The organism is Paenibacillus sp. GCM10027628, assembly GCF_042676385.1.
GTDB lineage: Bacteria > Bacillota > Bacilli > Paenibacillales > NBRC-103111 > Paenibacillus_E.
Window position 1 is genome coordinate 74,771 of the sequence record NZ_JBHTHA010000009.1, and the last position, 26,774, is coordinate 101,544.

Below are 26,774 nucleotides of genomic sequence, written 5' to 3' on the forward strand. Positions count from 1 at the left end.
CTATCCCCAAGGTCAATTTGACCTTATGGGATAGCCCTTCGTTTTTTATTAGTGCAGCGTTACATAGCTGGTTGCTTGCTGGCCGTTTGGCAGCACGCCGGTTAATTCAAAGGAAGTTACGTTGCCTGTTGCATGCACAGTGCCGTCTGGGTCGATACTTACGGTGCCGACAGCACCTTTGCTAGGATCGCCTTTGATGTTGTTTGTAGTAAATAGCATACCCAAAGCGAAGTTATAGGATTGAATCTCGTCTTTTTCATAGGTGATGCCGTAATTGTCAGTAATGCTCAGATCCATTTTATCATAAGCGTCAAAGGAATAGACACCGCCTGTTACGGTCTGTTCAATCGTCGCATTGCCAGCTTTAATGTCTTTCGCATTAACTGCGTCGCTTTTCACGGTGACAGTCACGTGCAGTTGCTTCGCGGTGCCGTTGCCGATTTGAACCATCAAGCTGATGTCAGCCGTTCCTGCTTTGTTACCAAGTACATAGGCATGGTGATCGGCGGATAAAGCGACTTTTGCAACACTTGGATCGGATGAATGTACGGATTGTACGATTCCCGGAACGGCTACAGTCTCGCCTGCGGATGTTGTTACTTTAACTACAATTTCTTTAGCTAGCTTGCTTTGTGCAGGATCTTCAGCGATAGCTTTTGTAGCAAGCAGGTTTTGGCCAGTTGCAGCCTCTGTCAACCCGCTATCGATTACATTGGCCAATGCGTAATTGCCAACAATTGTCGTATTTCCTGTGTCCGCCGTTGGCGCAGCTACGGTAAATTTACCGGTTGCTGTTTGAATGGTAGAAGCATCTAGACCGCCTAAGGTTACTGTATAATCTCCTGCGGCAAGTGCGCCGCCAGTTGCGGTTAGCGTAGCTGTCTGACGGTCACTGGACCATTCTGTAGTCGTGTTGACGAATGTAGTCCCATTATTTAAAGTCAACGTCGCCTTGCTAGTATCCACTTGCTTGTTCAATGCTACTTGAACTTTCTGATTGTCGGAAGCGGCTTTCACGCTAGTTACCGAAATCAATGTTTGCTTTTGGAATGCATCTTTAGCGGTATAAGAGCTGGAAACGAGGTCCGCTCGAGTAGCAGGTTGGTCGCCAGCTTTGCCAGCTGCGTGAATGCCAAGATCAGTAGCTTGTTTTACCGCGTCGGCATACCAAGGTGAACCGGTTGTGCTTACTTTTTTGCCTAAACCTTTTAGTAAAACCGTATCAAGCTGGCCAGTCGTTACGGGATCGCCCGGAAGGAATGTCGTATCCGTGACGCCATCGATCAGGCCGGCTTTTTTCGCGGCTTCAATATAAGGAATCGCCCAGCCGTTTGTCGAATCAGCGGCTTGAACATCAGAGAAGCTGGAAACTTTCACAGTAGAGTCAATTGGAATCCCATAGATCAGAGTGGCTACTTTGGCGAATTGAGCTCTAGTCATGTTTTGTGTGATGCCGAATGAGTTATCGGAAACACCTTCAAAAATGCCGGCCGAAATCATAGCATCAATCTTGGCTTTCAAACTCGCGTCGATGCCGGTCAAGTCTGTAAAGTCAGCAGAGGACTTGGTAGCTGCAGCGGCAGTTGCGGGATTGGCTAAAGCGGCCGAAGAGAACATGGAAAATGCGACAGCAGCAATAGCGAGTGTCGTAAGTTTGTTAGGCTTCATAATACCTCCTGGAAGTTAAATGATAGAATCATAAAATGGATCTAGCTAGCTTTCATCGTGCAAGTTGTTTTGTAGCTATAACTATACTTTGCATGATGGGGAGCGTCATTGTCAAATTGTTGGCAATCTCGCCAGATGAGCGACAAAGGTGATTGCGCTAGATTCATAGCGATAATGAGAATGATAATTAACCTCACCGACTAACAAATAGTGAGAATGATTATTATCATCATTTACTAACTTAAATTTATTCACTTTACAAATGTTAGTAAAATGCGTATAATCAGTTCAACACCACATTCGAACGAAGGAGGCTGACACCATGGGTAAATGTGCATGCGGCAACACTCAAGATGCTCAAGGAAACTGCGACGGTTCACACGCAAAAAAAGATAAGTAATTTCAAGTCTACATATAGAAAAAGGATTCCGCGAACAAATTCGTTGGGATCCTTTTTGTTTTTCAAGCCGAGCTAATAGGCGCGCTACGGGTCGAACGAACGAGCAAAGGGCCGTTACTTAACGCCTGAAAGGCCCTTTTTGGGCGCTACAGCCGGCCGAGTTCGGCATTGCAGTTTTGTAACGCCCCAAAAGGGTGCTACGGGTCGACCGAACGAGCAAAGGGCCGTTCTCAAGGCCTGAAAGGCCCTTTTTGGGCGCTACAGCCGGCCGAGTTCGGCCGTGCAGTTTTGTAACGCCCCAAAAGGGCGCTACGGGTCGAACGAACGAGCAAAAGGTCGTTCTCAAAGCCTGAAAGGCCCTTTTTGGCTGCTTCAGCTGGCAGAGTTCGGCATTGCATTTCAAACTCGTGTAATCGAATGTGCAAGAATCGTGATGTATGTTTGTTGCGAAAGGCAGATTCCTCGTGCACAATAGAACTAGATAGAGGAACTTGTTGATGTGGAAAAAAAGGAGTGGCTGATTCATGGATGTGAAAGAAGCGATTCGCCATCGGCGCAGCATAGGGAAAGTCAAAGTGGATGCTGTGGACCGAGCATTGATTGAGGAAATACTGGAAGCTGGCGTGTGGGCTCCGAATCATTGCCATACGGAGCCGTGGCGCTTCTGGGTGATGACGGGAGACGGCCGCAAGCTGCTGGGGCGCGCTTATGCGGAAGTCGCAGCAGCCGAGGCGGGAGCGATCCCGGAAGAGGAGCTGGAGCAGCGAAAAAGCGCTCAAGAGAAAAAAGCGTTCCGCGCGCCCGTTGTCATCGCGGTAGCGGTGTCGCCGTCAGCGCAGCACCCGGTCGTACCTGAAATTGAAGAGTACGCAGCCGTGCATGCTGCTGTTCAAAATATGCTGCTAACCGCTCATGCTTTAGGGTTAGGCGCAGTTTGGCGCTCCGGTGCCCCGGCTTACCATCCGAAGATGCGGGAGACATTCAATCTCCAAGGGAAAGAGGAGATGGTCGGTTTCATCTATATCGGTTATCCGGATATGCAAGCGCCTAGAGCGGAGCGGGTACCATTCGAGCAAAAGACAGTATGGGTCAGTGAGTAAATACAAACGGCAAAGGAGCTGCCCCGAAGGTCGGATAAGACCGGGGCAGCTCCTTCTTTTTTCTACAGGATAAATTCAATTTCAATTGGAATTTATCCAATAGATTGATCGCAGGCAACGCTATACTAACTATTCCGTTGGATTCTGTCCAATTAGATCGGCTTACAGGGAAGCCGAAGAGTAGAATTGAGAATTTCAATTGGATGATATCCAACAGATGTATATAAAAACTGGTTGCAAATCGAATTTTAATGGATGTTTTCCAATGGAGCTGAGCCGCTAATTATGTCATTGATACTTAGCTGCGATTGGCTCTATCGAAGTTGCCTTATTTTTTAAGCGCGACAGCGACTTGCGCCGCGACTTGCGCATTGTGGTACACAAGCGCGATGTTCGTTTCCAAGCTGCGGCCTTCGGTCAGCTGTTTGATCCGCGCGAGCAAGAACGGCGTTACCTTTTTGCCGGTAATGTTCTGATCTTTGGCTTCAGCCAGCGCTTGCTGAATGACGGCTTCGATCTCCTTGTGGTCCATGGCGGACTCGGCTGGAACCGGGTTGGCGATAATAGCGCCGCCGTTCAGGCCAAGCTCCCATTTCGTCCGCAGCATGCCTGCCACTTCGGAAGGCTCATCGAGGCGGAAGTCAACGCCATAGCCGCTTTCGCGGGCGTAGAAGGACGGGAACTCACTCGTTTTGTAGCCGACAACCGGCACGCCGTGAGTTTCTAGGAATTCGAGCGTACGTCCGATATCCAGGATGGACTTCGCTCCGGCGCAGACAACGGCAACGTTCGTTTGCGCGAGCTCGGTCAAGTCGGCGGAGACGTCCATCGTCACTTCGCCTTCACGGTGCACACCGCCGATACCGCCGGTGGCAAACACTTCGATGCCGGCGAGCGCAGCGCCGATCATAGTTGCAGCTACGGTCGTCGCGCCGATCTTGCCGGAAGACAAAATGTAAGGGAAGTCGCGGCGGCTGACTTTCTCCACGTTCTGATTGGTGGCGAAAGCTTCGAGCTCCTGCTCGTTCAAACCGATCTTGATTTTGCCGTCCATGATCCCGATAGTCGCCGGAACGGCGCCGTTGTCGCGGATGATTTGCTCGACTTTTTTGGCCATTTCGATATTTTGCGGGTAGGGCATCCCGTGGGAAATAATCGTCGTTTCCAAAGCAACAATAGGCTTATTACCCGCTAGCGCGTCTTTTACTTCATCGGTAAATGTTAAGTAGTTGTTCATGTTTAGTCTCCTTTTTAAACTGCCTTTATTGTGGATATCGTTTGAATGAGTTTTTCTTCGTTGAGTTCTTTGGCAACGGAATCTGCAGTTTGCAGTGTAATGTGCGAAGCGGCGATACCGTACGTGCAAGCTTCCATATATGATTGATGGTGCAGAACGCCGTAAGCGATTCCTGCGACGAGAGCGTCTCCCGCCCCCGTCACTTCCACGACATTCGTCGGGATCGGGGGGAAGAGCTGGCTGCCTTCCTCGCCATGATACATGACGCCCTTGCTGCCCAGCGTGATGAAGACATGCTGTACGCCGCGCTCCCGGATGGCTTCAGCCAGCTTGACGAGGTCAGGGGCCGCAGTAATGGCGATGCCGGCGAGTTCGCAGGCTTCCTCCAAATTCGGAAATAGCGCCGTCACTCCCTGCAAGTGCCTAGGGAGTTTTTTTGCTTTTTCCGAGGAGACAGGATCTATGAACAGCGGGACAGACTCATCGCTGCAGCGTTTAATCAATTCTGCCAACGTTTCAGCCGGTAAATTCGTATCGGCGATTACCAGCTTGGCAGCTGCGATGTGGGACCATTTTTCCCGGAGTAATAAAGCCGAGAACTTATCGTAAATTTCCATATTGGCGAAAGCAAGAAACATCTCACCGGTCGCATCGAGCAAAGCCGTATACGTACCGGTTTTCTCGTTAGGCAGCACGATCGACTGACTAACGTCAACGCCGCGCTTTTTCGTCTCTTCGAGCACCCACTGACCGCCTTTATCGTCGCCGACAATGGTGAGCAGGGCGGCTTGGCAGGACAAGTTGGCCAGCGTTTCCGCAATATTGCGGGCAACTCCGCCGCAGGACTCTGTGACCGTCACGGGGTTCGACGAAGCAAGACGTATGGCTTGCTTGCTGTTAGCCTTGCTGTCCAAGTTCGCGCCGCCGATGCACATGACCGTACTTTCGTCAGCTGTAACATAAGCGCGCCCTCGTATAATGCCTTTCTTCATCAGCGCAGCGATGTAGCCGGCAACGGCCGATCTGGATATGCCGATACTGCTGGCCATTTCATGTTGGGAGATGAAGGGATTTTGGCGTATGAGCGCTAAGATTTGCTGTTCCCGATCCATGAGCTGCTCCTTTCCCTGATAGTCTACATTCAGTTTAATGCATTTATAAACTTTTGTCCATATTATAAACAAATGTTTGTTTTAAATGGCTAATTAGAAAAGGAGCCTGCCCCGCGAACCGGAACAGCGCTCCTTTATCATGATCAAATCGGTTGGTGCCCAGGCATTATGCACGTGAATTCCTCGAGCGGCTGACGAGTCCGAGCAGTCCCAGTAAGCCAAGCAGTCCCACATAATTTCGAGTGGAAGCTGGCTGCGCTGCTGTGTTATCGGCCAGAGTTTTGTAAGACGTTGGCGGTGTAAGACCGTAAGAAGCAGCATGACTGCTTGAATCTGACAGCGTGCGAACGCTCCGATCCGCTCCCGGCATGCCGAAGGGGTTCGTATTGAAGAACGTCGGCGAACCTTGTTTAGCAGCGTCAATGCGTTCCGTTTCCGAAATGACCTGCTGCACACGAGAATGCGTGTGGTAGTGATGAGCTGCAAGCAGAGCGGATATTGATAAAAAAGAAACCAAGGCAAGCTTCACAAAACGGGGAAACATATTCCATACCTCCAAGCACGGTGTCTGGTTTTGCTTAAGACCATGTAGGTATTGGATAGTGTTCCCTTGGTTCTGGAAGTTATGTATCCTTGGTTCCCAATTAATTATTTTGTCACATTGACGACAATCGTTGTTTTCATATTCGAATAAGAAACAGTGATTCTTGCTGAACCTTTGCCAGTCGCTTTAATGATGCCATCCTTCACGTCAGCAACCAGAATGTTGGACGAGGTCCATAGAGCGGGCTTCGTCACATCAAGTTCAGATCCATCGGTATAGGTAGCCAAAGCTTCAACTTCTGCACTACTGCCTTCGCGTAGATCGACTTTGACCACATCGGTTTTTAAATATTTCAAAGTATCAATTTCTACAGGAATGGAAACCGATTTGCCGCCAAAAGACGCGGTTATCGTCGTCTTCCCGGAGCCCGTCGCGGTGAAAAGCCCGTCGCTCACCGTACCGAGTTTGTAAGACGATACCTTCCAAGTCGCTGAGCCTGTGACATCTTTGGTCGTTCCATCAGACAACGTCGCTGTCAGTTTTACTTGCGTTTTTGAACCACTTTTGGTTGAAATGTAGGCAGTGTCAGCATCCAGTGCTTGAATCACGCCAATTTCAATGGGTATGGTGACACTTTTGCCGCCATAAGAGGCTGTGATTGTTGCTTTTCCTCTTGAAACCGGCGTAACAACCCCTTTGGCTACGGTTGTGATCGTGGCGCTGCTTGTTTTCCATTCAGCATCGCCTGTCACAGTGCGGGTAGCGCCAAGCGCATCCGTTGCTGTGAGCACGATCGTTCTCGTTTCATTTAAGTCAAAAACAAGACTCGTCACGTTTGCCGTAAGATCGCTCGCCATATCCACCTGGACGGTGAGTGTAACTGTTTTCGCATCCAATTGCGCCGTTAGCGTGGCTTCACCTGAAGCCACGGCCTTCACTTTGCCGGCATCGACCGTAGCGACTTTGGCGTTGCTGCTTGTCCAAATGACATCCGCCGTAGCGTCTTTCGATGTCTCGTCGGTGTAAAGGGCTGTTGCTGTTAACGTGACGGCATCGCCTTTTTTCATGACCAGCTTCTCTTGGCTGATGGTCAAGCTTTTCAGGACACCAATGGATACTTGAACGGCGGTTGTGCGCGTTCCGTATTTAGCTGTAATCGTGGCTGTACCCGTACTGATTCCTGTAATGTAGCCGCCGCGCACTTCAGCGATATCTTTGGAGCTTGTCGTCCACTCCGCTTTACTTGCGACATCCTCTTCGCGTCCGTCTTTATAAACTGCTGTAAGCGTTAATTGCTCTGAGCCGCCAATCTGCAAATTGACGATTTTCTTGCTCGGTTTGATGAGGTTTGGAATATCCACTTCCACGAGGGTCGTGGTTGTTTTACCGCCGTAGGTCGCGGTTACTTTAGCGATTCCGGCTTTATAGGTTTTTATAGTCCCTTTGGTTACATAAGCAACTGTTTCATTGTCGACCGTCCACACCGCGCGGTCCGTTACAACCTCGGTGCTGCCATCGGCATAAGTAGCCCGTAATGTAAGAGTGTGCTCGTCTCCTGTCTTCAAGGAAACCACATCTTCATCGACAACCAATCTGCGAGGTACTTCAACATCTACGGTAGCTTTAACCGTCTTCTCGCCATACTTTGCAGTAATGATCGTTTCGCCGATGGCATGAGCGATCAGTTTGCCGCCCGAGACTTCAACAATATCCTTATCATCGGAAGACCAGTCGGCGAGGGATGAAACGTCTTTGGTCTTTTCCGCTTCAGTCGGAGCGTCCGCATAGGTAGCAGTAAGCGTAAGCGTACCTGTAGCATCCTTTTTAAGCAAAAGACTTTGTGTATTCAAATCAAGCTTGAGGGCGTTGTCCACATCGACGGTTATCGTCGTTGTTTTGGTGCCATAGCTGGCGGTTAAGGTAGCTTTTCCCACGCCATAGCCTTTGATGGTGCCTTTAATGGCATCGGCTACTTTGTCTTTATCCGTTGTCCAGACAGCTTTCTCCGATACGTCGGAAGTTGTGCCGTCCGGGTAGGTCGCGATGAGCTCGACTTTTTCCGTATCGTTCGTTAATAGGGAAACTTGAGTCTTCTTCGCATCGATACGACGTACGACTTCCACGTCGACCGGAAGTGTCAGGCTTTGGTTCATATATTTGATCGTGACAATGGCGCTGCCGGGACTTTGTCCTCTTACTAAACCGTTGGTTACCGAGACTACGGAGCTGGCGTCAATGGTGTAGTCGGCTTTGTTCGTAACATCTTCGGAAGTGCCATCGTCATAGTAAGCTGTGATGCTCAATTGGTAAGTTGCATCCAGACGCAAATCCAAAGATTGCTTGTCTTTCGTCAGGGATTTCACTTTTTTCGTGACGGTTACGTTCACGATTTCGGTTTTCCCCATATAGGTGGCCGTAATAACGGCTTTACCTTCTTTTTTAGCGGTTACGACACCTGCATAAACAGAGGCGATATCCGCCGTCCCGGAAGTCCAATCCGCTTTGACCGTCGCGGTTTCGGTTGCGCCGCTTACATAGATGGCCGTAGCCGTCAAATTAGCTGTATCTCCGACTTGCAGAACGATCTCGTTCTTGTTGAGCACCAGCTTGGAAATTTCATCGGCTGCAGAGGCGATGCCTGCAACTGATGTTTGCGTGGCTAAGATCAAAATAAATACGAATGATAACCATTTGCTGCGACTAAACTTCATGATTGATTACCTCCACGTTGGACTCCTTCCAAATCAAAAAAATGAAAATTATGGAACTTCATTTATATCGGTTTGAAACAGCTCAAAATGAATAGTGAAAAACAGAATACCCTAGACCGTTGAAGCCATCGGCCCAGGGCATGTATTTGCTTTTTAATACGATCAAATTTTATCTCTTTACGACATTGAAATTATCTTCAATCAGCAGCCAGTTCTGCGGAAAACTAAGCCCCAGCTTCCAGTAGCTGATGCCGCGCAAGCCGAGTTCCTTCATCAAGCGGAATTTGGCCTGAATGGAACGTGCATCCTCGAACCAGACGGTGTGTTCTTTGCCGGCATCGTCCCAGTAATTGAAGTGTGGCGCTTGTGCGGTATGGTCGTATAAAATTTGTGCGTTCCACCTGCGCGCCAGACGGATGGCTTCTTGGGGACTGACGGCTTTGGCGAAAGGGCCGCCTTTGACGAAGGGCAGCGTCCAGTCGTAGCCGTACAGGTTTTGCCCCATCATGATTTTGGAGGCAGGCATCTCGGTGATTGCATACTCCAGCACTTTGCGCACAGGCCCGATCGGAGAGACGGCCATTGGTGGTCCGCCGCTGTAGCCCCATTCGTAGGTCATAATGATGACAAAGTCAGCAATTTCGCCATGTGCCTTATAGTCGTGGGCCGTATACCATTCGCCTACCTGGGAGGCGCTTGTTTTGGGCGCGAGCGCCGTGGACATCAGATAACCTTCTTGATGAAGCTGTCCTGCGGCTTTGCGGAGGAAAGCGTTATACGCATCGCGATCGCCGGGTAACAAATGCTCAATGTCAAAATGGATATCCCGGAACCCATACTGCTTCGCTGTAGATTTAATTGTGTCGAGCAACCGGTTTTGCACCGTTTCATTCGTAAGAAAAATGTGTCCCAGTTCGGCGCTGAACTGGCTACGTTCCAAATTCGTGACAACCATCATCAGTGTGACGCCTTGCTGTGAAGCTATAGAGCCGAGGTCGTCCAGAGGCGGAGCTTGCAAGGTACCATCCCTTTGGATGCGAAAGCTGAAAGGGGCCAAGTAGGTCAGGTGAGGGGCTGCTTCTCTAGCCGATGCCAATAATACGGGAGACACGGCCGTTCCGTGGGGCTCCAAGTAAGCATTGACTTCCGCCTTCGGACGCGGAAACGGGGGGACATACAGGCGAAAGCCTGCTGAAAGCGATTGATTCGGGCGAAGCCCATTAACCGAGATGAGCGTTTGCAGGTCAACGCCTAATTTACGGGCAATGAGATAGAGACTTTCACCGGGCTGAACCCAGTAATAAGAGCCGACGATCGGAATGACCAGTGCCTGTCCGATGACCAGTGATTCATTTGGCTTGATTTCATTGGCTGCAGCGATTGTATCCACAGATACACCGTAAGTTTGTGAAATTCGATACAACGTTTGTCCCTTCTGGACTACGTGAATTTGCATGGGGGGATCCTCCTCGTATAGGGCCGGAGAGCAAAACTCTCTCCTTTTTTGGCAGTTATCATTGCTTTACCATATTCCCGCGGGGTGGAATGGGTGTATGTCTATTTCATTTTTCAAGTAAAGAGTAGTGAGGCGTCGGTAAAATGCGGTATACTCGTAATTAGGAATCGCTTCCACACAATAGGGAGAGGGGTAGATGATTCATGAAAATAGCTATCGTTTGCTTTGACGATTTTACCGATTTGGATGTATTCCTGCCGTGGGATTTGCTGAATAGAGTACGGTTAGTCGGAGGAATTACCGATTGGGAAGTAAAATTAGTAGGAGCCGAACCCTCGCACGTGTCCATGGCGGGACTTAGAATCCCGATGCAGGGGGAGGTTGAGGAGGCCAATACATCGGATGCCGTCCTCTTCGCGAGCGGAAAAGGCGTCCAAAGCTTGTTCCGGGACCCTGCTTATCTAAGCCGATTTCAGCTTTCCCCGGATAAGCAATTGATCGGTTCTATGTGCTCAGGTGCTTTGCTGTTGGGAGCTATGGGCTTTTTAACCGGGAAGCGGGCTACAACCTATCCGACTGCGGCCCATCAATTGGCCGGATTTGGCGTAGAAGTGGTCAATGAGAGCTTTGTCAACCATGGAAACATCAGTACGGCAGCGGGATGCTTGGCCGGACAAGATTTGTCCTCTTGGGTGATTGACTCATTGATGGGGGAAGAAATGACCCGGCGCGTTCTGGAGACGGTGCAGCCTGTCGGCAAGGGGCTAAATATTGCTCTATAGCTTAGTGGGATAAATGAAAAGGAGATCCGTGGCCGGTTGCTGCGGATCTCCTTTTTTATGAAACGTTCAGGATCTCGGGTTGCTGGTGTTTTAAAGCGGTTTTTCCGCGTTAATCCCGGGAGATGCGGTAGCATTGCTGGTTTAAGACGTTTTTTCCGTGTTAAAGTCTTGGATATGACCGATATATCCAAGAAGGGTTTGCTTTAACGCGGTTTTTCCGTTTTAACCGACGCCGATGCGGTAGCACTGCTGGTTTAAGACGGTTTTTCCGCGTTAAAGTATGAGTCGACGCAGCGTCCAGGGTGAGCCCTATAATCCCAGCTGCCGCAGATATTCCGCTGTTTTCTCCGGCTGCGAAAGCGGGAAATTGTGAGCAGCCGGAATTTCAAGCGTGCGCACGGAGCGCACAGACTCCGGCAGCCGGTACACCCGATCCTGGGTGCCCCACAGGATCGAAACCCCGTCCTTTCGCAGCTGCGCGTCCTGCGAAAGGCGGAAGCTCTCTGCGCGCGTAAGCGCAGAGAGGGTTTCCGCAGTCGTCTTCCGCACGCGCGGCGACTGCAGCTCTTGCAGGACATAAGTGACATACGCCTGCGGTATGTCACTTATGTCAGTGAAGCAGCTCTGCGCGAGCAGCTGCTTCTTAAGGCCGGGCGCGCGCAGCTTGCGCAGCGCGGCCTCGGTCAGGAACGCGCTCCGGTACATCTGCGGAGCGCGGTGCAGGACAGGCTGCAGCAAATGCAGCCTGTGGATCCGTTCCGGTACGCGCGCGTAGGCGTGGGCAGCCAGCAGGCCGCCCAGCGAATGGCCCACGAGCGTAACCGGGGTGTCGAAAGAACGAATCGCCTCTACGAGCGCGTCGATATGGCCTTTCAGGACGTCCCGCCCGTGGTGATAGGGCGAACGTCCGAAGCCCGGGAGGTCGACCAGACAAACGGTCGACTCGGGGAACTGCTCCGCTAGCGGTAGCATGCAATCCGCGCCGCTTAAGGTGCCATGCACGAAGACGATGGTACTCGCTGCAGTGGCAGCCGTGTATCCCTTTTTCTCTTGATCTAGTGTGCCATTCTTCCGTTGATCCATCCGATTGTCCAACTCTTTGTCCCTCGAGCCATCCTTTGTTCTGTCGGACATACGGTCACTTGCGCTACCCAATGCGCCATCCTCATCGCGACTCGCTCCGTTTCGCTCCAGCGTCGCTAATGGGCCTCTTCTCCCACGCACATATCCGTTCGTATCCACTCGCGAATGTACGAGTCGAAAATCGAGATCTGCGATGGTGGCCGGCATGATCGAGGCGTTCACAGCATGTGCCAGACCGTATCGGTGCTGGAGATCACGAGCAGCAGCCAGGGGATAGTTTTGATCCACCTTGACGATAAAATCCAGCGATTCCTTCGGAATCCCCAGTTTCCGGCCGATGGGGCTGCCAAGTACTTTGGAAAGTATACGAGGCGAGATGGAGCCGATCGGTTTGCTCACTCGAAGCTCTTTCGTAATGCCTGTTACTAACTCCGTCATAGAAGGGCTTTCCTTCTTTTCATCCAGCAAATAATAGGTCCCGGCAACGGGATGAGTCTCATGGGCAAGAGCGCCTAGGAAAGAGGCGACGTGGTCCACATGAACGAGCGGCAGCCAATGCGAAGCTCCGCCAGGGACAATGCCCATCATTTTCCTCGCTGTGGATTTTACGAGAATGCCCAGCCCGCCGGTTTGCACGGTCTCGCCGTGCTCCGAGCTGCCGATGACGACACTTGGATGGACGACGGAAAGGGGAAAGCCGGCTTGCTTTGCACCCTGGCGAATAAGCAAATCGGCAAGGAACTTCATTCGCTCGTAAGGCGGTTCCTGCTCCAGACGGGCGATAATAGGATCCGGTGAATGGATGTTATCGTCGTTAAAAGGGCTTTTAAACCCGACGAGATGAATGAAATGCTGCAGTCCCTTGCGCTTATGAATCTCCTCAGCCAAGCCGAGCATTTCCTCCGCTGCTTGCAAGAAAACGGTGCGCGCTTCGTCTTCGCCCAGCAAAATATCCATGGGCCCCCCGGCATGAATGATGACATCCGCCGTCTGCGCCAGAGCACGGTTTGACTCGCTCAATCCTAGCTCCGGCGCGCTCAAGTCCCCGATGACAGCGGTTATGCGCGCAACTTGCTCACGTCCCAACCCGATCTGCCTGCATACTTGTTCCCACTTTGCTTTGGATCGTACAAGAACTGTGATTGTGTGATTCGCTGGGGAAATTGCAAGCTCCTTCAATGCATACATGCCGATAAACCCCGTGCTTCCTGTCATGAAAATGTGTGTCATCAAATTCGCCTACTCTCATCAATTTTTAGTACTTAATAGTACTAATTTGGGGTAAAAAAAATTACTTTAGCAATAGCGCTAAAGTGGGAAAAGACTGCTCCAACATCGTAGAGTCTTCGCTCGCATGCTGCAGGAATAATCCGCCTTCTATCGCCGCGACGATGAATTGTGCAGTGGGTCTGGCCGGTAGATCGGCTTTGAACTCTTGTTTCTGAATCCCTTCAAGAACTAATTGTTCCACGATGTCAATTTGATCACGGAAAAATTGGCCCACCTTTTCGCGAATCGTTTGAGCCTCCTGCGGCATCTGTGTATAGAGGGTGATAAAGGGGCAACCGCCTAAGCATTCCATCTCTTGGTGGGTCAACAGATGCAGGATCGCTTGGAAGCGTTCTTGCACGGTGGAACTCGACCGTTTGGCCATATCGCGGATCATTTCCGAATAGGTATGTATGAGCTGATCCATGATAGCGGCCAACAGATCGTCCTTGCTTTTGAAATAATAATAAATGTTCGTCTTTGATACTTTGCTCACTGTTACGATTTCATCCATGCTGGTCGCGAGATAACCTTTTGACAGGAACAAGGTGGTAGCGACTCGGAGAACAAGATCGCGGTTGCTGGGTTTATTTTTTTTCATCATACTAGTACTATAAAGTACTAAAAAATCTTTGTCAAACTCGGCATGCATATCCTGCTCAGGAAAGAAGATAATAGGATAACTGGAAACTTATTCATAAGGATGCTGTGCATGGTTCATAAACCGCGTCGGTACATCGCACTTGTCAGCTTACTAGGCACTACGCAAATACATCAGCGGAACCCGCTTATTGTTGCCTGGTGGTCGGCCGCCTTTCCGGGGTTCGGTTACCTGCTCTTAGCGAAGTACTTCAGGGGCTTTATGCTCATTGGGTGGGAGATGTTCATCAATTCCAAAATGCATCTGAACGAAGCGATGGTGTTCACCTTTCTAGGCCAATTCGAACGAGCTGGTGAGGTGCTCGATGTTCAGTGGATGTCACTCTATGCGCCCGTCTATTTATTTTCCATTTACGACAGCTATCGAACCTCTGTAGATATGAATCATCATTTCATCTTGGCTAAAAGGGAAAATGCCCCCATACCTAATTTTAAATTGGGCGGTATGGAAATCAATTACTTAGATAAACGATCGCCGTGGGTATCTATCGCTTGGTCTTTGCTAATGCCGGGCATGGGGCAGTTATATACGCATCGCATCCTTAACTGTTTTTTCGTTCTTGCGAGTTGGATCGTACTCTCCTATTTTTCACATTTGCTTCAAGGAATTCAATGTATGCTTATGGGGGATTGGGCCCGAACCGCAAGTGTAGTGGAGATGAGGTGGCTTTTATTTTTGCCTTCTTTCTACGGATTTGCCGTTTATGACGCCTATGTGAGTACGGTCGAATATAATAAGCTATTTGACCACGAACAGATTCGTTGGCTGGAATCGGGTTATCAGCCTTCCCGGTTTCCATTTCCGAAATCTCCGCGTCTAAAATGAGGGTGAACAAGCATGCATGTAGTCTCATCTTTTGACCATTCCATATATTTGGAGCTGGCGATTACTGCGTTGGAAGAAGCGGGTATTCCTAAAGCGCATATATACGCCATACCTTTGCGTCGCAGATCCGAAAAGCCGAAACTATTCGATACCATCCATCGTTCAGACGGGATGAGCCTTTTCGATGCAGGTACGGCTTTGGGAACGGCTCTGGCGGTAGTGGGCTCCTCTTATGGTTTTAAGTTGAAAGGCGGGCCTATTCTGTGGGGGATCATCGGCGCGATTGTCGGGTTTACCCTAGGAATGATTATTGATGTGTTTCACAAGAAAAAGAAACAAAACCCTAAGTCGAGCCATAAAAGCACGGAAGTCGTCGTACTCGTTACCTGCACCAAGGAGGAAGCCAAGCAGATTGAGTCCATCTTTTGGGAGCATTATGCCTTTGGCGTTGCGGTGTGTGAATAAACGGGCTAAGTGTGCAGGCCGGCAAAAATTGTTGGATAGACCGAGCGATGATCATGTGATCACCGCTGGGTTTTTCGTCGTTTCAGGTCCCTTTGTATACAACGAAACAGATATAATTTAAAATAATATTGGGTAATATTTCCTTGTTTTTTGCTGGGTGCGGAAAGGATGAAAGGAACCTGATGACCCAAACGATTGGCATGAAAGTCATCAAACGACTTGGTTATGCAGCAAGCGTACTTACAGTTGTTCTCTGGATTATTTTTGTATGGATAAATCCTTATGCTGCAGGCATGAATAGGAGCAGCACAGTCATTACTTTCGCCATGCTGGTCCTTCCGGCTGTGGTTTGTATGTCAGGCTTATTCCTAGCAAGAAGCAGTCTTATACTAGCAGCTTTTATTTGGGGGCTTCCATATAGTTTATATATGCTGCTGACTCCAAGTATTTTTCTATTGTTTGGTATTACAAACTTCATGTATTTACTATGTTTTATAGGGTTCAGAGCAAATAAAGTAAAATATTGATTTTAAAACATTTCATTTTCTCAGGTAGAAAGATACCGCGTACGGGAGGCGTTATATTAGCGAATCTAAGTACGAGGCAGGAAGTCGATTCGATCATAGGCAACGATCCATTTTATGTGAATCATGTTGCGAATTATGAAATCATTGAATTCCAACCTACGATGTTTGATGAGGAATTCTCGGTATTTATGAATAACGCGTATACTTAGGGGGAATTGGATGAGGTTGCTTCATTTCAGCGAAGAACCGAATATTGAAATATTCGTACCGAGGGTCAAAGCAAACAGACAAAATATGCCCCCAGTGGTGTGGGCCATTGATCAAGAACACGCGTTTACCTTCTACTTCCCAAGGAATTGTCCCCGAATTGTCTACTCAAAATCAGAGGGGATTAGTGAAGAAGATCAATTGAAGTTTTTTGGGCTGAGTCAATCGGATACAATCATCACTGTCGAGTCGGGGTGGTATAAGGCAATTAACGAAACGACGATGTATCGATATTCCTTGCCGGGAAACGGTTTTCAGCTGTTTGACGAGACGGCGGGGTACTATATTTCGGAACGGACGATTAAGCCTCTAGCTGTAGATCCCATAGATAATCTTATTGAAAAAATCACAGCAATGAACATAGAAATCAGATTTACTCCAAACTTACATCCGTTAAGAGAAGCTCTTTTGAATTCGACGTTAAAGGATTTTGGCATACATAGGTTTGACAATGCGAGGAAGATGTAGGATGGAGTGGCTTAAGGTGTTGAACCGGGTTCGGAGTGACTTAACTTACTATCTTGATGCGCACCAGAACAGGCATAATCGAATATTACATTACTTTGCTTTCTTATCCGCATTCATTGCCTGGATTTATTTGTTTATAGATATAAAAGTTACAATTGTGCTTGCGATATTGCATTACTTGTTTTCCTGGATCGATCATTTTTATTTTGAGGGGAATAAACCGGCAGCATTCCGGTATCCGTTTATCGGCATTTATGCTGGATTTACTTTCGGCTCGCTTAAGCATTTCCATTCCGGCAATGCCCCGGAAGGTTCGACTGACCGCTGCCTGGACTGCGCGGTAGAAGCGACATGCCCTTACTCCGCGATGAAATTCTATTTAAGCGAGGAGTTTAAAGGCTGGGCGCGCCACTTCACGCCGGAGCTGACGAGGGAGAAGATCGTGAAAGGGCTGCGCGAAACGGATTACGGACGCTGCGTGTATCGGAGCGATAACAACGTAGTTGACCACCAAGTCGTTAATATGGAGTTCGAAGGCGGAGCAACCGCAATGTTCAGCATGTGCGGCTTCACCTTCGAGCAGGAACGGCGCATCCAAGTGATGGGAACGAGAGGCGAGCTTCGCGGATACAGCGGTCAAGAAAGCTTGACCTCGGCGGCCGCATCCGTACGCAGCCATTTAATGGCGTTTGCGGCGGAAGAATCCCGCCTGAACGGCGGCAAATCGATCGACTTGGCCGAGTATGCGGAGTCGCTGATGGCGAAATCTTAAAACAACAGATCTGCATGGCAGATGGCAAAGCCTCATTCACTTTTTTGTGAGTGGGGCTTTTGGCTTGAAATGAGTCTCCCGAACGGAACGATAGTACCTTATATGCGAAAAAGACATCAAATGATGTTTCCGGGGGAACATGAGTGCCTTATTTGAACAAAATCGGGGTTTATTGCAGTCGAAGTGGAGAATAAGTGATCGACGTTCCGCTGGCTATCAATGAGAGGCGTATTTTAACAGGATAGCGCATCGTTGTTCCCTCACCCTGAGCTTCTTTTTATGCCTAGGAGGTCATTGGCAGAATACGTTGAATTCATATTATTATGAAAATTATGGATATAGATGTAAAGAGAATAGACGGGAAAAGAAGGAAATAAATAATTGGAGGAGCTCGCTCGAATGACGATTATAGCCATATTAGCAGCTATCGCTGTTGCTATTTTAATTTCAATTTTCCTCGGCCCATTTGGAGGAATTCTATTACTTGCTACTATTTTCGGTCTGGTGTTTAGCACACATCAAAGAAACAAGAAAATATATGATGACCTGCAAAGAATAAAAGAGCATTTGGGTATCGTAGATCGAGACGATTTTAATATGACTAACGAAGAGATTGAACATGAATTAGAGCAAGAGGAACAGGAAGATTCCGAAGAAATGAATCAGATTAACGAAGAGATCGAGAAGGAGCTTGAGCAGTACGCGGATGAGAAGGGTGAACACGATAAAGGTCGGAAATCATAATTTTTAATCGATCCTGTGTGAGGATGATGAAGAAGTAATGAGAATTCTAAGCAAATATGCAGTTATTATTATTTTTATGGCTATCCAAATGCTGCTTGCATTTCCTTCGAACAAAGCTTTTGCGTGCAGCTGTGCGGGAGTAAGCGTTGCTGAGAGATTAAACAGATCGAACGCTGTTTTTACAGGTGAGGTAATTGGCATAGGCAGAAGTGTAAACGGCGAAATAGGCAAACTCAGGGAATATACGTTTCAAGTGCGTAAATCGTGGAAAGGCGCCACGGATAAACAGATAACCATATATAGTTATGACGGAAGCGAGGCTTCCTGCGGGTATTCCTTTGACAAGAGGCAGACTTATTTGGTTTATGCTTACACCGGAAAAAATGGATTACTAGAGACTAATTTGTGCAGCGGTAATCTAAAAGACGCCGATGCAAAAGCGGATTATGCGCTACTGGGTGCGGCGCCGCACGTTTTCGGCGAAGATGTAAGTGCTCGTCAAGAAGAGATGAGTTATGGCGACGGATGGTTGCCAGAAGTAATTTGGTATATTGTTGGTTTTATTGTTTTGCTTGGTATTGTTATATTAGTGATATTCGTTAGAAGAAAACGGGAGTAGCAGATAAATCCGGAGCTAGTGCTGCCGGGTAATGGATAGCGCTTTGATCCTTGCGATCAGAGCGTTTTTCCGTTGTTCGAGAGGGATAATTTTAGCTAAATCGGGCATATTGGGAGGTATTATGCTGACCAAGGGGGGATTATGACCAATGACATTCGAACGCGTTATTTTGATTATTGTATGGGGAATTGGTTTGATTTTGATCCCGCTTACCATCCCCAAGGATAGAATGCGAGAGGCCGCTCTCGTATTTTTAGCGAATCAAATGATCACTTGGACGCTAAGCGTGCTTTTTGTAGAAATGGGTTTGTTTGAAAACCCTGTCCGAGAGTTTCCGAAAGCGGCAGGGATAAACTTTACGAATAATTATTTGCTTTATCCGCTTAGCTCAACGCTCTTTTATTTATATTATCCCAAGGAGAAATCGCCAATCATCAAAGTCTTATATCAGGCATGCTATGTTGCAGTAGCTTGTATCTATGTGCAAGCTATAGCCACTTACACCAATTTATTCAAATACGTGCATTTTAACGCCTTTTATAATGGGCTAGTGTTTTTTCTAGGCATAAACGCTGCAAGATTCTATGGATATTGGTTCTTCAAAAAGTCTCATGGGGAAGGATAGAATTGCCATATGGTACTTACGCTGGAGCGAATCATATTTATAACCGTATGGGCGATATGTATCGTCGGCTTGCTCTTGGTGCCAAAGCATCGCAGACGGGAAGCTCAAGTCGTGTTTTTATTTCAACAATATATTACCTGGCTTCTGGGATTGATTGTCGTACAGAATGGTTGGTTGGAGTATCCCGTAAGAGAGCTGAGATCGAACCAGACAAGCTTAACCTTTGAGTTTTTGGCGTATCCCATCGTTGCTGTGTATATGAATTTATATTACCCCACCAAGAAAAGCGCGTGGATCCAATTGTTATATGTGGCGGCTTACCCGGCAGGCATCACGATCATCGAGCATTTCATCGAAAAATACACCCAGTTGATTGACTACCTTTCTTGGAAATGGTACTGGACGTTCTTAAGCATATTGGCGACTTTGTTAATATCTCGAGGGTTCTATGTGTGGTTCTATCGTAAACCCGTAGGTAATAAGAAAGGTTAAAATAAGAAAAGGGGCTGATTCTCCGGTGGATATAATACGGAGAATCAGCCCCTTATTGTATGAAACCTTATACGTTAGTCAAGTATTGGTTCAAAGTCGCCTTGATCAGTTCCAGACGGCCGGATTGGTTCACGATGTTGTTGTTGGCCAGCGCGTAAGCTTCGAGCGTTTTAAAGTTCGCTTTGCCGGACACGATGTCCGCGCCGATGCCGGTTTTGAAAGACGCATAACGCGTATCCAAGATGTTGTCGAAAACGCGGTCTTCGATCAGTTTCGCCGCCACTTGCAAGCCGCGGGCGAAGGAATCCATGCCTGCGATGTGGGCATAGACTACATCAACCGGTTCGAACGACGTACGGCGAACTTTGGCGTCAAAGTTCACGCCGCCGCGGCCGATGCCGCCTTCGTTAAGCAGGATCTCGTACATCGCGAGCGTCGTCGCGTAGAGGTCCGTCGGGAACTCGTCGGTATCCCAGCCGAGCAGCATATCGCCTTGGTTCGCATCGATAGAACCTAGTACGCCATTAATTCGCGCTACACGCAGCTCGTGCTCGAATGTATGACCTGCGAGCGTTGCATGGTTCGCTTCAAGGTTTAATTTGAAGTGCGGCAGCAGATCGTATTTTTGCAGGAACGAAAGCGTTGTTGCCGCGTCGAAGTCATATTGATGCTTGGATGGCTCTTTTGGCTTAGGCTCGATCAGGAACTGGGCGTTAAAGCCGATTTCCCCAGCATAATCGACAGCCATGTGCAGGAAGCGGGCGAGGTTATCCAGCTCCAGGCCGAGGTCGGTATTGAGCAGCGTTTCGTAGCCTTCGCGGCCGCCCCAGAACACGTAGTTTTCGGCGCCGAGTTCTTTGCCGTGCTCAAGCGCCTTTTTCACCTGTGCAGCTGCGTAGGCGAATACGTCGGCATTGTTCGTTGTAGCTGCGCCGTGAACGAAGCGCGGGTTCGTGAACATATTGGCTGTATTCCAGAGCAGCTTTTTGCCGCTGGATTTCATGTTGTCTTTGATCAGCGCCACGATCTCGTCGAGGTTGCGGTTCGTCTCCTGCAGCGTGCTGCCTTCAGGCGCGATATCGCGGTCATGGAAGGCGAAGTAGTCGACATCGAGGATGCGGAGCAGCTCGAAGCATGCTTCGACGCGGGCTTTGGCCAGATCCATACCGGTGTATTGATCCCAAGTGCGAAGCATAGTTCCGCTGCCGAACGGGTCGGCGCCATTCGCGGAGAAGGAGTGCCAGTAAGCGATTGCAAAACGCAGATGTTCACGCATCGTTTTACCAAGAATGACTTGGTCGGGATTGTAGAATTTAAAAGATAGCGGGTTGCCGGACTGCTTGCCCTCGTACTTGATCGTTTGAATGTTATCGAAGTAGCTCATGAATTCTCCTCCTAGTTTTCATTTGGGTTCCCCGCAAAGTTATGTATAAACTCTTATCGAAGTAATTCGGGTGAGTTTAGACGCCGACCGAGTCTTTGACTCGCTGCGGTTGGAATTTACTTCAGAGCTTGGCGTCACTTTGTGGGGGAGAGTATATGCTTATGCAGCCATCATAGCATCATTCGCAAAGTTTGTAAATTCATTAAACAAACTTAGTTCGTGCAACAATAATCTATTCATGGTAAAATCATTTCAACCATCGAGGATGGCAGGCCGCTTCACAGAATGAGCGTCTCGAAGCTTGTAAGGCCCTTGTTGGCCTTTACAGCTGGGCTGGGTGCATAATTTGTGGTTGTAGCACCCTTTTTGGCGCTTACAAGTGGAGGAAGCCGTGAAAAGTGGCTCCATGGCAAGTTATAAGGTTCATTTTGGCCGTTACAGCCCTTCTGGGTTGCTGATGCATGATTGTAGCGCCCTTTTTGGCGCTTACGGCGTATAGATAGATTAGATTTTGAGTAGTGTGGGGGAGCATCATGAAACAGACAGGCGACTTAAACCTGGTGAAAAAAATAAATAAATCGATCGTGCTGCACCATATTCGCACGGATTCTCCGATTTCACGCGCACGCATCGCGGAAATTACAGGACTGACGAAGGCGACCGTGTCAAGCCTCGTGAACGAGCTGATCGAAAGCAGCCTCGCTCACGAGATCGGCGCCGGAGAATCGAGCGGCGGGCGCAAGCCGATGATGCTGCTGTTCAACGGCTCGGCCGGATACGCCATTGGCGTGGACCTCGGCGTGCATGATATCTTGGCCGTGCTGACCGACCTCACGGGCAAAGTGGTTGAAGAATACAGAGTGCAGCATGACAATGCCTCTGTCCAGCAAGTCGTCGGGCTCCTTAAAGCGAGCATTCGCGAGCTTATTCACCGCGCGCCCGACAGCGTCTATGGCATTATCGGCATCGGTATCGGGGTGCCGGGCATTTGCGACGAGAACGGCAACCTGCTGTTCGCGCCGAACCTCGGGTGGGAGAACGTTCCGCTGCAGCAGCTTGTGGAAGCGGAGTTCGACATCCCGGTCGTCATCGACAACGAAGCGAATGCGGGCGCAGTCGGAGAAAAGCAATTCGGCGCCGGCAAGGACACGGCGAATCTGGTCTATGTCAGCATCGGCATCGGGATCGGTGCCGGGATCATTATCAAGGGCGAGCTGTACCGCGGCGCGACCGGATTTTCCGGCGAGATCGGACACATCTCGATCCAGCACGACGGTCCCAAGTGCCGCTGCGGCAGCTTGGGGTGTTGGGAGCTGTATGCTTCCGAGCATGCGCTGCTGGAGCAGGCTCGGATCGAGCTCGGCGTGGCTGCGGATCTGGATTCACTGCTGCGCAAGGCGGATGAAGGAGATCCTGCAGTAATCCGGCTGTTCGAGCAGCTAGGCTACTATTTGGGCGTAGGCGTAGTGAACATTATCAACGGCTACAACCCGGACTTCATCATTCTGGGCGGGCGATTGGCCGGAGCTGAGAAATGGTTGATGCAGCCGCTGCTTACCCTGCTGGAGAAGCGTTCCCTGCCGCATCCGCGCAAACAGCTGAATGTGGAATTTTCCGAACTAGGCGATCGTTCGACGGTACTTGGCGCTTCATCATTCGCGATTGCCAAGTTTTTTGCCTCGACGCGGGTGTCTCTAGACCCAAATTAACTTTATAAGGATTGACCGGAGGACTGTACCTTCTGTAAAATGAGGAAAGCCCAGTCGTTGACTTGGCATTACATCATTCATATGGAAAAGGACTGGAATCAACGATGCTTCTGCGTTCACTTATTATTTGTTCTTACCTGATGGCCGCCTACTGGGCTTCCTATCACTTCCCATCAATGAAGATGGTGTTTTACCCGACGCTTGGCGCGTTCAGCTTCTTATTCATGCATCGCGTAGACGAAATCAAAGATTTAGGGCGGATCATTATCGGAGCGATTGTTTCCGTAACGATCGGCAGCCTTTTTTATAGCATCAGCACCGGGGCGGTTTCGTTTTTTATCACAGCGATCGTCACGATTTCATTAATTAAATTTTTCAAATGGAATGCGGCGCCGATCATGTCCGTATCGCTCATTCCATACTTTGCCCATTCGGCTTCCATCTGGGCGCTGCCGGCCGCCGTGCTGGCATCGTTGGCAGGTTTGCTGGTGCCGATCTGGCTCATTGGCAAATTGGAACAACTGCCTATAGTCGCAAGATGGTCTACGTTGATGGAGCCGTTGCGCGGAAAACTGACGGCGGTTAAGAAAGAAATGTAAGCCGGCCACCGGCTAAATCAAACCAAAGAAAGCGAAAAGCAGTGATAGACTGCCTTTCGCTTTTTATTGCATAAAGAAGTTTAACAAGGAGAACGAATATGATTCTACACAAGGGTGAAACCCTGTTTCGCCAAGGGGAGTCGGGGCCGCTATACCATCTGAAAAGCGGACTGCTCAAGATCGTCCGGTTCCATGAAGACGGCAACTCAACGCTCGTTAACATCATTGTGCCGAATGAGACGATTCCCCATCACTCCCTCATTAGCCCCAATCCCTACTATGGGACCGCTGTTGCGCTTGTGACCAGCGATGTTGAGATGATTTCAGCAGCGGAATGGTATCGGGAACTAGAAGAGAATCCAGACAAATGCCGAACCATAGCTCTTCAATTGCAGGACAAATTGCGGATGATGCAGCAACGGATCGACCAATTAACCGAGGTAGCTCCTGCCGAAAAACTAAAGAAATTGCAGCGATGGTTCCAAACTTACATCGCCCCGGAAGCATTGACTGACGTTCTGACGCAGGAAGAGATCGGTCAGTTCATCGGTCTGCGCCGTGAAACGGTCAATCGCCTTTTGAGGGCGGATTCGGCGGCGAAAGGCAATAACTAAAGCGTTCAAAAGCATTTCAAGGCAGTCAATTAACCCAAGCATCCTGACATTAACGCTGAAAAACCGCGTTAAAACTCTGAGTTCGCGCTGGAATGGACGGTTAACGCTTAAAAACGTGCTTAACTCCATGTTAGGCAGTCAATTAGCCCAAGCATCCCGACATTAACGCTGAAAAACCGCGTTAAAATCAGGAGCTCACGCTGGAATAGTCGGTTAACGCTGAAAAACGTGCTTAATCCACTATGCTGCCGTTGCGAACGCCGCCTAACCCTACAAACTGCCGGCAGGGCCGAAAAACTCATAACGCCTGTCGGCCTCCGGAACGCCCCAAACCCGAAGCGCTTCATTGATTGCTTTCATGAAAGGGGTAGGACCGCAGAAATAGAAAGCGGCTTCTCGGGTCGGCAGTACGTTTTGCAGCCAAGCCAAATCGATGTAGCCTTCTTTATGGTAGGTTAATTGCGATTTGTCGCGATCCGTCGGTTTCTCGTAGCACCAATGTACTGAAAGCTGCGAATGCTGACTGGCGAGCTCTTCTACATGTTCGCGCATGGCATGCATTTGCCCATTCTGTGCCGCATGGATAAACGTGACTTGTCGCGTCGGATGGTTGGCCACAAGTGTGTTCAACATACTAATCATCGGAGTTAGTCCAACCCCACCGCTGATCAAAACAACTGGGCGCTCATCTTTTTGATCCAGGGTGAACGAACCCGCAGGTGCGGAGAGCAGAAGTTCCCCGCCTTCTTCGACATGATCGTGCAAATATACGGATACTTTACCGGCTGGCCGCGCTTCAAGGGCGTCTTCGCGTTTAACGGAGATCCGATAATACGGTTTTCCAGGTGCATCGGAGAGACTATACTGGCGGATATGCGTATTAGATTCTCCAGGGATATTAACTTTAACGCTCACATACTGTCCGGGTTCAAACGCGGCGACAGCCGTTCCATCTTGAGGCGTAAGATAGAAAGAAGTAATTACATCGCTCTCTTGGACTTTCCGCACCACTCGAAAAGGCTTGAATTCCGCCCAGCCGCCATACTGTTCCTCTGCTTGCACATACATGTCCGCTTCCACGCTTATAAAAGCGTCCGCGATAACGCCGTAAGCTTCCGCCCATGCTTGTAAAATGTCATCCGTCGCCGCTTCGCCGAGTACGTCTTTGATAGCGGCGAGCAGCGTTTGCCCGACTATCGGGTAGTGTTCGGCCTTTACGCCAAGGCTCCGGTGTTTATGGGCAATCTGTTTCACAACTGGCAGAATAGCCTCTAACCGATCGATATGCTGAGCTGCCGCGTACACGGCGTTAGCTAGTGCGGTCTGCTGCTTGCCTTGTTTTTGGTTGGCGTGATTGAATATATTTAGCAGCTCGGGATGTCCGGTGAACAACAGTTCATAAAAACGTTTCGTGATCGCAGTTCCATGCACTTCCAGAACAGGAACGGTTGATTTGATTATCGAGATTGTTTTATCGTTTAACATAAAGTTTCCCCTCTCGTGTGTTGGATTCATGCCCCCAGTATAAACAAAGCGGGAATGGGGCCGTGTGATTTCAATCACACCAAAAGGCAACGATCTGTGTCCGTCCGATACAAGATGGGATGGGCCCAAAGGGTCGCATATTGGATTTCCTCCAATAGAACTTCATAAAAACCACCTTCACAGACGAAACCGTTGGATTTTCTCCAATAGATTGTTGGAGGTAATCGGCTTTTAAAGGTGCTTTCACTCAAAGCATTGGATGTTTTCCAGTCAAATTGATAAATAACCGTGAATTTCATGCGACTGCTGTATATAATCCAACAACCACGCGGCAACGCCGAACCCTAAAATGGATCGCAAAGGAATCGGCAAAAGAAGCGCTAATTTTGGTATACTATAGAGAAACTTTTCCAATCCAATACGGTTATGAACAGGAGCGCATTTACATATGCCTGACTGGTCTTATCACTCTGTATTTCGACCTTTGTTATTCCGCCTACCGGCCAAAGCTGCGCGAGATTTCACACTTCATGCTATGGGCGGGTTGAGTCGCGTTCCGGGAGGTACCTTTGTCATTAAAACAATGGGGCACATGGAGCTGTCACCGATCCTCGCCGGCGAGTTGGCAGGTGTGTCTATCCAATGCCCGGTTGGGCTTGGCGGCGGTTTAGATCCGCACGGTACGGCTCATAAGGCATTGGCTCAGTTCGGTTTTGGCTTCATCGAAATCGGCCCTGTCACGGTACGGGAAGTTTGCGGCCCGGACGAAGTCCTGAATCAAGGGACAGGGGGCTTCAGCGAGAAGAGCCCAAGTACGCAGATCCGCAGGGATGAAAAGCAGGAAGCCATCGTGTACCCCGATGGCTATGCGAATGACGGCGTCGACGCGATCGTCCGGCGCCTGAGCAAAGGCACCGGGCATCGCCTGCCGCACTTCGTGCGGCTGCGGCCGATGCCCGGGAGCACGCCGCGCGAGGCGCTGCTTCAGCAGCAGGAGATGCTGCTGAAGCTCGCGCCGTACGCGGCGGGGTACTACATCGATGGCCTCGACGAAGGCTGGCCATCGAATGATGCCGTAGCGTACCTCGCGGAGGTACGCCGGCTCGCCCTGACAGCGGCCTCGGGGAAGCCGCTGCTGCTCTACCTGCCGCAAAGT

25 protein-coding genes and 2 pseudogenes are annotated in these 26,774 nt (G+C 49.4%); 16 read left to right on the forward strand and 11 right to left on the reverse strand.

What is annotated here, in order from left to right; translation table 11 throughout:
* Positions 1-48: 48 nt before the first annotated feature.
* Complete coding sequence (locus tag ACFQZT_RS10240) at positions 49-1,668, reverse strand: S-layer homology domain-containing protein (RefSeq protein ID WP_379299281.1); 1,620 nt, start codon at positions 1,666-1,668, stop codon at positions 49-51.
* Positions 1,669-2,592: 924 nt separating this feature from the next.
* Here ACFQZT_RS10240 and ACFQZT_RS10245 point away from each other — a divergent pair.
* Positions 2,593-3,168: a nitroreductase family protein gene (locus ACFQZT_RS10245; protein ID WP_379299283.1), complete on the forward strand. Its 576-nt coding sequence runs from the start codon at positions 2,593-2,595 to the stop codon at positions 3,166-3,168.
* 328 nt (positions 3,169-3,496) lie between these two features.
* On the opposite strand, the gene ACFQZT_RS10250 is transcribed toward ACFQZT_RS10245, so the two are convergent.
* From ACFQZT_RS10250 to ACFQZT_RS10270, 5 genes are all read right to left on the reverse strand, one after another.
* A complete protein-coding gene (locus tag ACFQZT_RS10250; protein WP_379299285.1) occupies positions 3,497-4,405 on the reverse strand; it encodes a pseudouridine-5'-phosphate glycosidase in 909 nt (302 codons plus the stop codon).
* 14 nt (positions 4,406-4,419) lie between these two features.
* Positions 4,420-5,517, reverse strand: coding sequence for a carbohydrate kinase (locus tag ACFQZT_RS10255; RefSeq protein ID WP_379299287.1), 1,098 nt, complete (start codon positions 5,515-5,517; stop codon positions 4,420-4,422).
* Between the two features lie 166 nt (positions 5,518-5,683).
* Positions 5,684-6,061 (reverse strand): hypothetical protein, encoded by a 378-nt coding sequence (locus tag ACFQZT_RS10260; RefSeq protein ID WP_379299289.1) that lies wholly within the window; start codon positions 6,059-6,061, stop codon positions 5,684-5,686.
* 104 nt (positions 6,062-6,165) lie between these two features.
* Positions 6,166-8,772 (reverse strand): Ig-like domain-containing protein, encoded by a 2,607-nt coding sequence (locus tag ACFQZT_RS10265; protein WP_379299291.1) that lies wholly within the window; start codon positions 8,770-8,772, stop codon positions 6,166-6,168.
* A 169-nt stretch (positions 8,773-8,941) separates the two neighbouring features.
* On the reverse strand, positions 8,942-10,228 hold the full coding sequence (locus ACFQZT_RS10270; protein WP_379299293.1) for a LysM peptidoglycan-binding domain-containing protein: 1,287 nt from the start codon (positions 10,226-10,228) through the stop codon (positions 8,942-8,944).
* A 203-nt stretch (positions 10,229-10,431) separates the two neighbouring features.
* Here ACFQZT_RS10270 and ACFQZT_RS10275 point away from each other — a divergent pair, with 203 nt between their 5' ends.
* A complete protein-coding gene (locus ACFQZT_RS10275; RefSeq protein WP_379299295.1) occupies positions 10,432-11,010 on the forward strand; it encodes a DJ-1/PfpI family protein in 579 nt (192 codons plus the stop codon).
* Between the two features lie 309 nt (positions 11,011-11,319).
* On the opposite strand, the gene ACFQZT_RS10280 is transcribed toward ACFQZT_RS10275, so the two are convergent.
* Complete coding sequence (locus ACFQZT_RS10280) at positions 11,320-13,323, reverse strand: alpha/beta fold hydrolase (RefSeq protein ID WP_379299297.1); 2,004 nt, start codon at positions 13,321-13,323, stop codon at positions 11,320-11,322.
* A gap of 61 nt (positions 13,324-13,384) precedes the next feature.
* Complete coding sequence (locus ACFQZT_RS10285; protein WP_379299299.1) at positions 13,385-14,014, reverse strand: TetR/AcrR family transcriptional regulator; 630 nt, start codon at positions 14,012-14,014, stop codon at positions 13,385-13,387.
* 60 nt (positions 14,015-14,074) lie between these two features.
* Here ACFQZT_RS10285 and ACFQZT_RS10290 point away from each other — a divergent pair, with 60 nt between their 5' ends.
* From ACFQZT_RS10290 to ACFQZT_RS10340, 11 genes and pseudogenes are all read left to right on the forward strand, one after another.
* Entirely contained in the window at positions 14,075-14,848 is a 774-nt protein-coding gene (locus tag ACFQZT_RS10290; protein ID WP_379299301.1) for a hypothetical protein, read from the forward strand.
* A 12-nt stretch (positions 14,849-14,860) separates the two neighbouring features.
* A complete protein-coding gene (locus ACFQZT_RS10295) occupies positions 14,861-15,313 on the forward strand; it encodes a hypothetical protein (protein WP_379299303.1) in 453 nt (150 codons plus the stop codon).
* A 182-nt stretch (positions 15,314-15,495) separates the two neighbouring features.
* The gene (locus ACFQZT_RS10300; RefSeq protein ID WP_379299305.1) at positions 15,496-15,840 is read left to right on the forward strand and encodes a hypothetical protein; all 345 of its coding nucleotides are present in this window, start codon (positions 15,496-15,498) and stop codon (positions 15,838-15,840) included.
* The gene (locus ACFQZT_RS10305) at positions 15,837-16,049 is read left to right on the forward strand and encodes a YciI family protein (RefSeq protein ID WP_379299307.1); all 213 of its coding nucleotides are present in this window, start codon (positions 15,837-15,839) and stop codon (positions 16,047-16,049) included. The genes ACFQZT_RS10300 and ACFQZT_RS10305 overlap by 4 nt, the downstream gene beginning before the upstream one ends.
* Positions 16,050-16,059: 10 nt before the next feature.
* A complete protein-coding gene (locus ACFQZT_RS10310; protein WP_379299309.1) occupies positions 16,060-16,575 on the forward strand; it encodes a DUF6886 family protein in 516 nt (171 codons plus the stop codon).
* 1 nt (position 16,576) lies between these two features.
* Positions 16,577-16,834: pseudogene (locus ACFQZT_RS10315) on the forward strand (Mpo1-like protein); the annotation flags it as partial.
* A gap of 6 nt (positions 16,835-16,840) precedes the next feature.
* Positions 16,841-17,347, forward strand: a pseudogene (locus ACFQZT_RS10320) (gfo/Idh/MocA family oxidoreductase); the annotation flags it as partial.
* Between the two features lie 399 nt (positions 17,348-17,746).
* Positions 17,747-18,091 (forward strand): hypothetical protein, encoded by a 345-nt coding sequence (locus ACFQZT_RS10325; RefSeq protein WP_379299311.1) that lies wholly within the window; start codon positions 17,747-17,749, stop codon positions 18,089-18,091.
* 37 nt (positions 18,092-18,128) lie between these two features.
* Positions 18,129-18,710, forward strand: a complete 582-nt coding sequence (locus tag ACFQZT_RS10330; protein ID WP_379299313.1) for a hypothetical protein — start codon at positions 18,129-18,131, stop codon at positions 18,708-18,710.
* 148 nt (positions 18,711-18,858) lie between these two features.
* Positions 18,859-19,335, forward strand: a complete 477-nt coding sequence (locus tag ACFQZT_RS10335; protein ID WP_379299315.1) for a CBO0543 family protein — start codon at positions 18,859-18,861, stop codon at positions 19,333-19,335.
* Between the two features lie 9 nt (positions 19,336-19,344).
* A complete protein-coding gene (locus ACFQZT_RS10340; protein WP_379299317.1) occupies positions 19,345-19,827 on the forward strand; it encodes a CBO0543 family protein in 483 nt (160 codons plus the stop codon).
* Between the two features lie 67 nt (positions 19,828-19,894).
* Here ACFQZT_RS10340 and xylA read toward each other — a convergent pair whose 3' ends face one another.
* Complete coding sequence (gene xylA, locus ACFQZT_RS10345) at positions 19,895-21,211, reverse strand: xylose isomerase (protein WP_379299319.1); 1,317 nt, start codon at positions 21,209-21,211, stop codon at positions 19,895-19,897.
* A 533-nt stretch (positions 21,212-21,744) separates the two neighbouring features.
* Between xylA and ACFQZT_RS10350 the strand changes: the two genes are divergently transcribed.
* The 3 genes from ACFQZT_RS10350 to ACFQZT_RS10360 all read left to right on the forward strand — a co-directional run bounded on the left by ACFQZT_RS10350 (position 21,745) and on the right by ACFQZT_RS10360 (position 24,133).
* Positions 21,745-22,920 (forward strand): ROK family transcriptional regulator, encoded by a 1,176-nt coding sequence (locus ACFQZT_RS10350; protein WP_379299321.1) that lies wholly within the window; start codon positions 21,745-21,747, stop codon positions 22,918-22,920.
* A 104-nt stretch (positions 22,921-23,024) separates the two neighbouring features.
* Positions 23,025-23,519 (forward strand): hypothetical protein, encoded by a 495-nt coding sequence (locus ACFQZT_RS10355; protein WP_379299323.1) that lies wholly within the window; start codon positions 23,025-23,027, stop codon positions 23,517-23,519.
* 98 nt (positions 23,520-23,617) lie between these two features.
* Positions 23,618-24,133 (forward strand): Crp/Fnr family transcriptional regulator, encoded by a 516-nt coding sequence (locus tag ACFQZT_RS10360; RefSeq protein WP_379299325.1) that lies wholly within the window; start codon positions 23,618-23,620, stop codon positions 24,131-24,133.
* A gap of 270 nt (positions 24,134-24,403) precedes the next feature.
* Here ACFQZT_RS10360 and hmpA read toward each other — a convergent pair whose 3' ends face one another.
* Together hmpA and ACFQZT_RS10370 are read right to left on the reverse strand one after the other, a co-directional pair.
* Positions 24,404-25,618 carry an NO-inducible flavohemoprotein gene (hmpA, locus tag ACFQZT_RS10365; RefSeq protein ID WP_379299327.1) on the reverse strand — a complete coding sequence of 405 codons (1,215 nt, stop codon included), beginning with the start codon at positions 25,616-25,618 and terminating at the stop codon, positions 24,404-24,406.
* Between the two features lie 667 nt (positions 25,619-26,285).
* On the reverse strand, positions 26,286-26,771 hold the full coding sequence (locus ACFQZT_RS10370) for a hypothetical protein (RefSeq protein WP_379299329.1): 486 nt from the start codon (positions 26,769-26,771) through the stop codon (positions 26,286-26,288).
* Between the last annotated feature and the right edge of the window lie 3 nt (positions 26,772-26,774).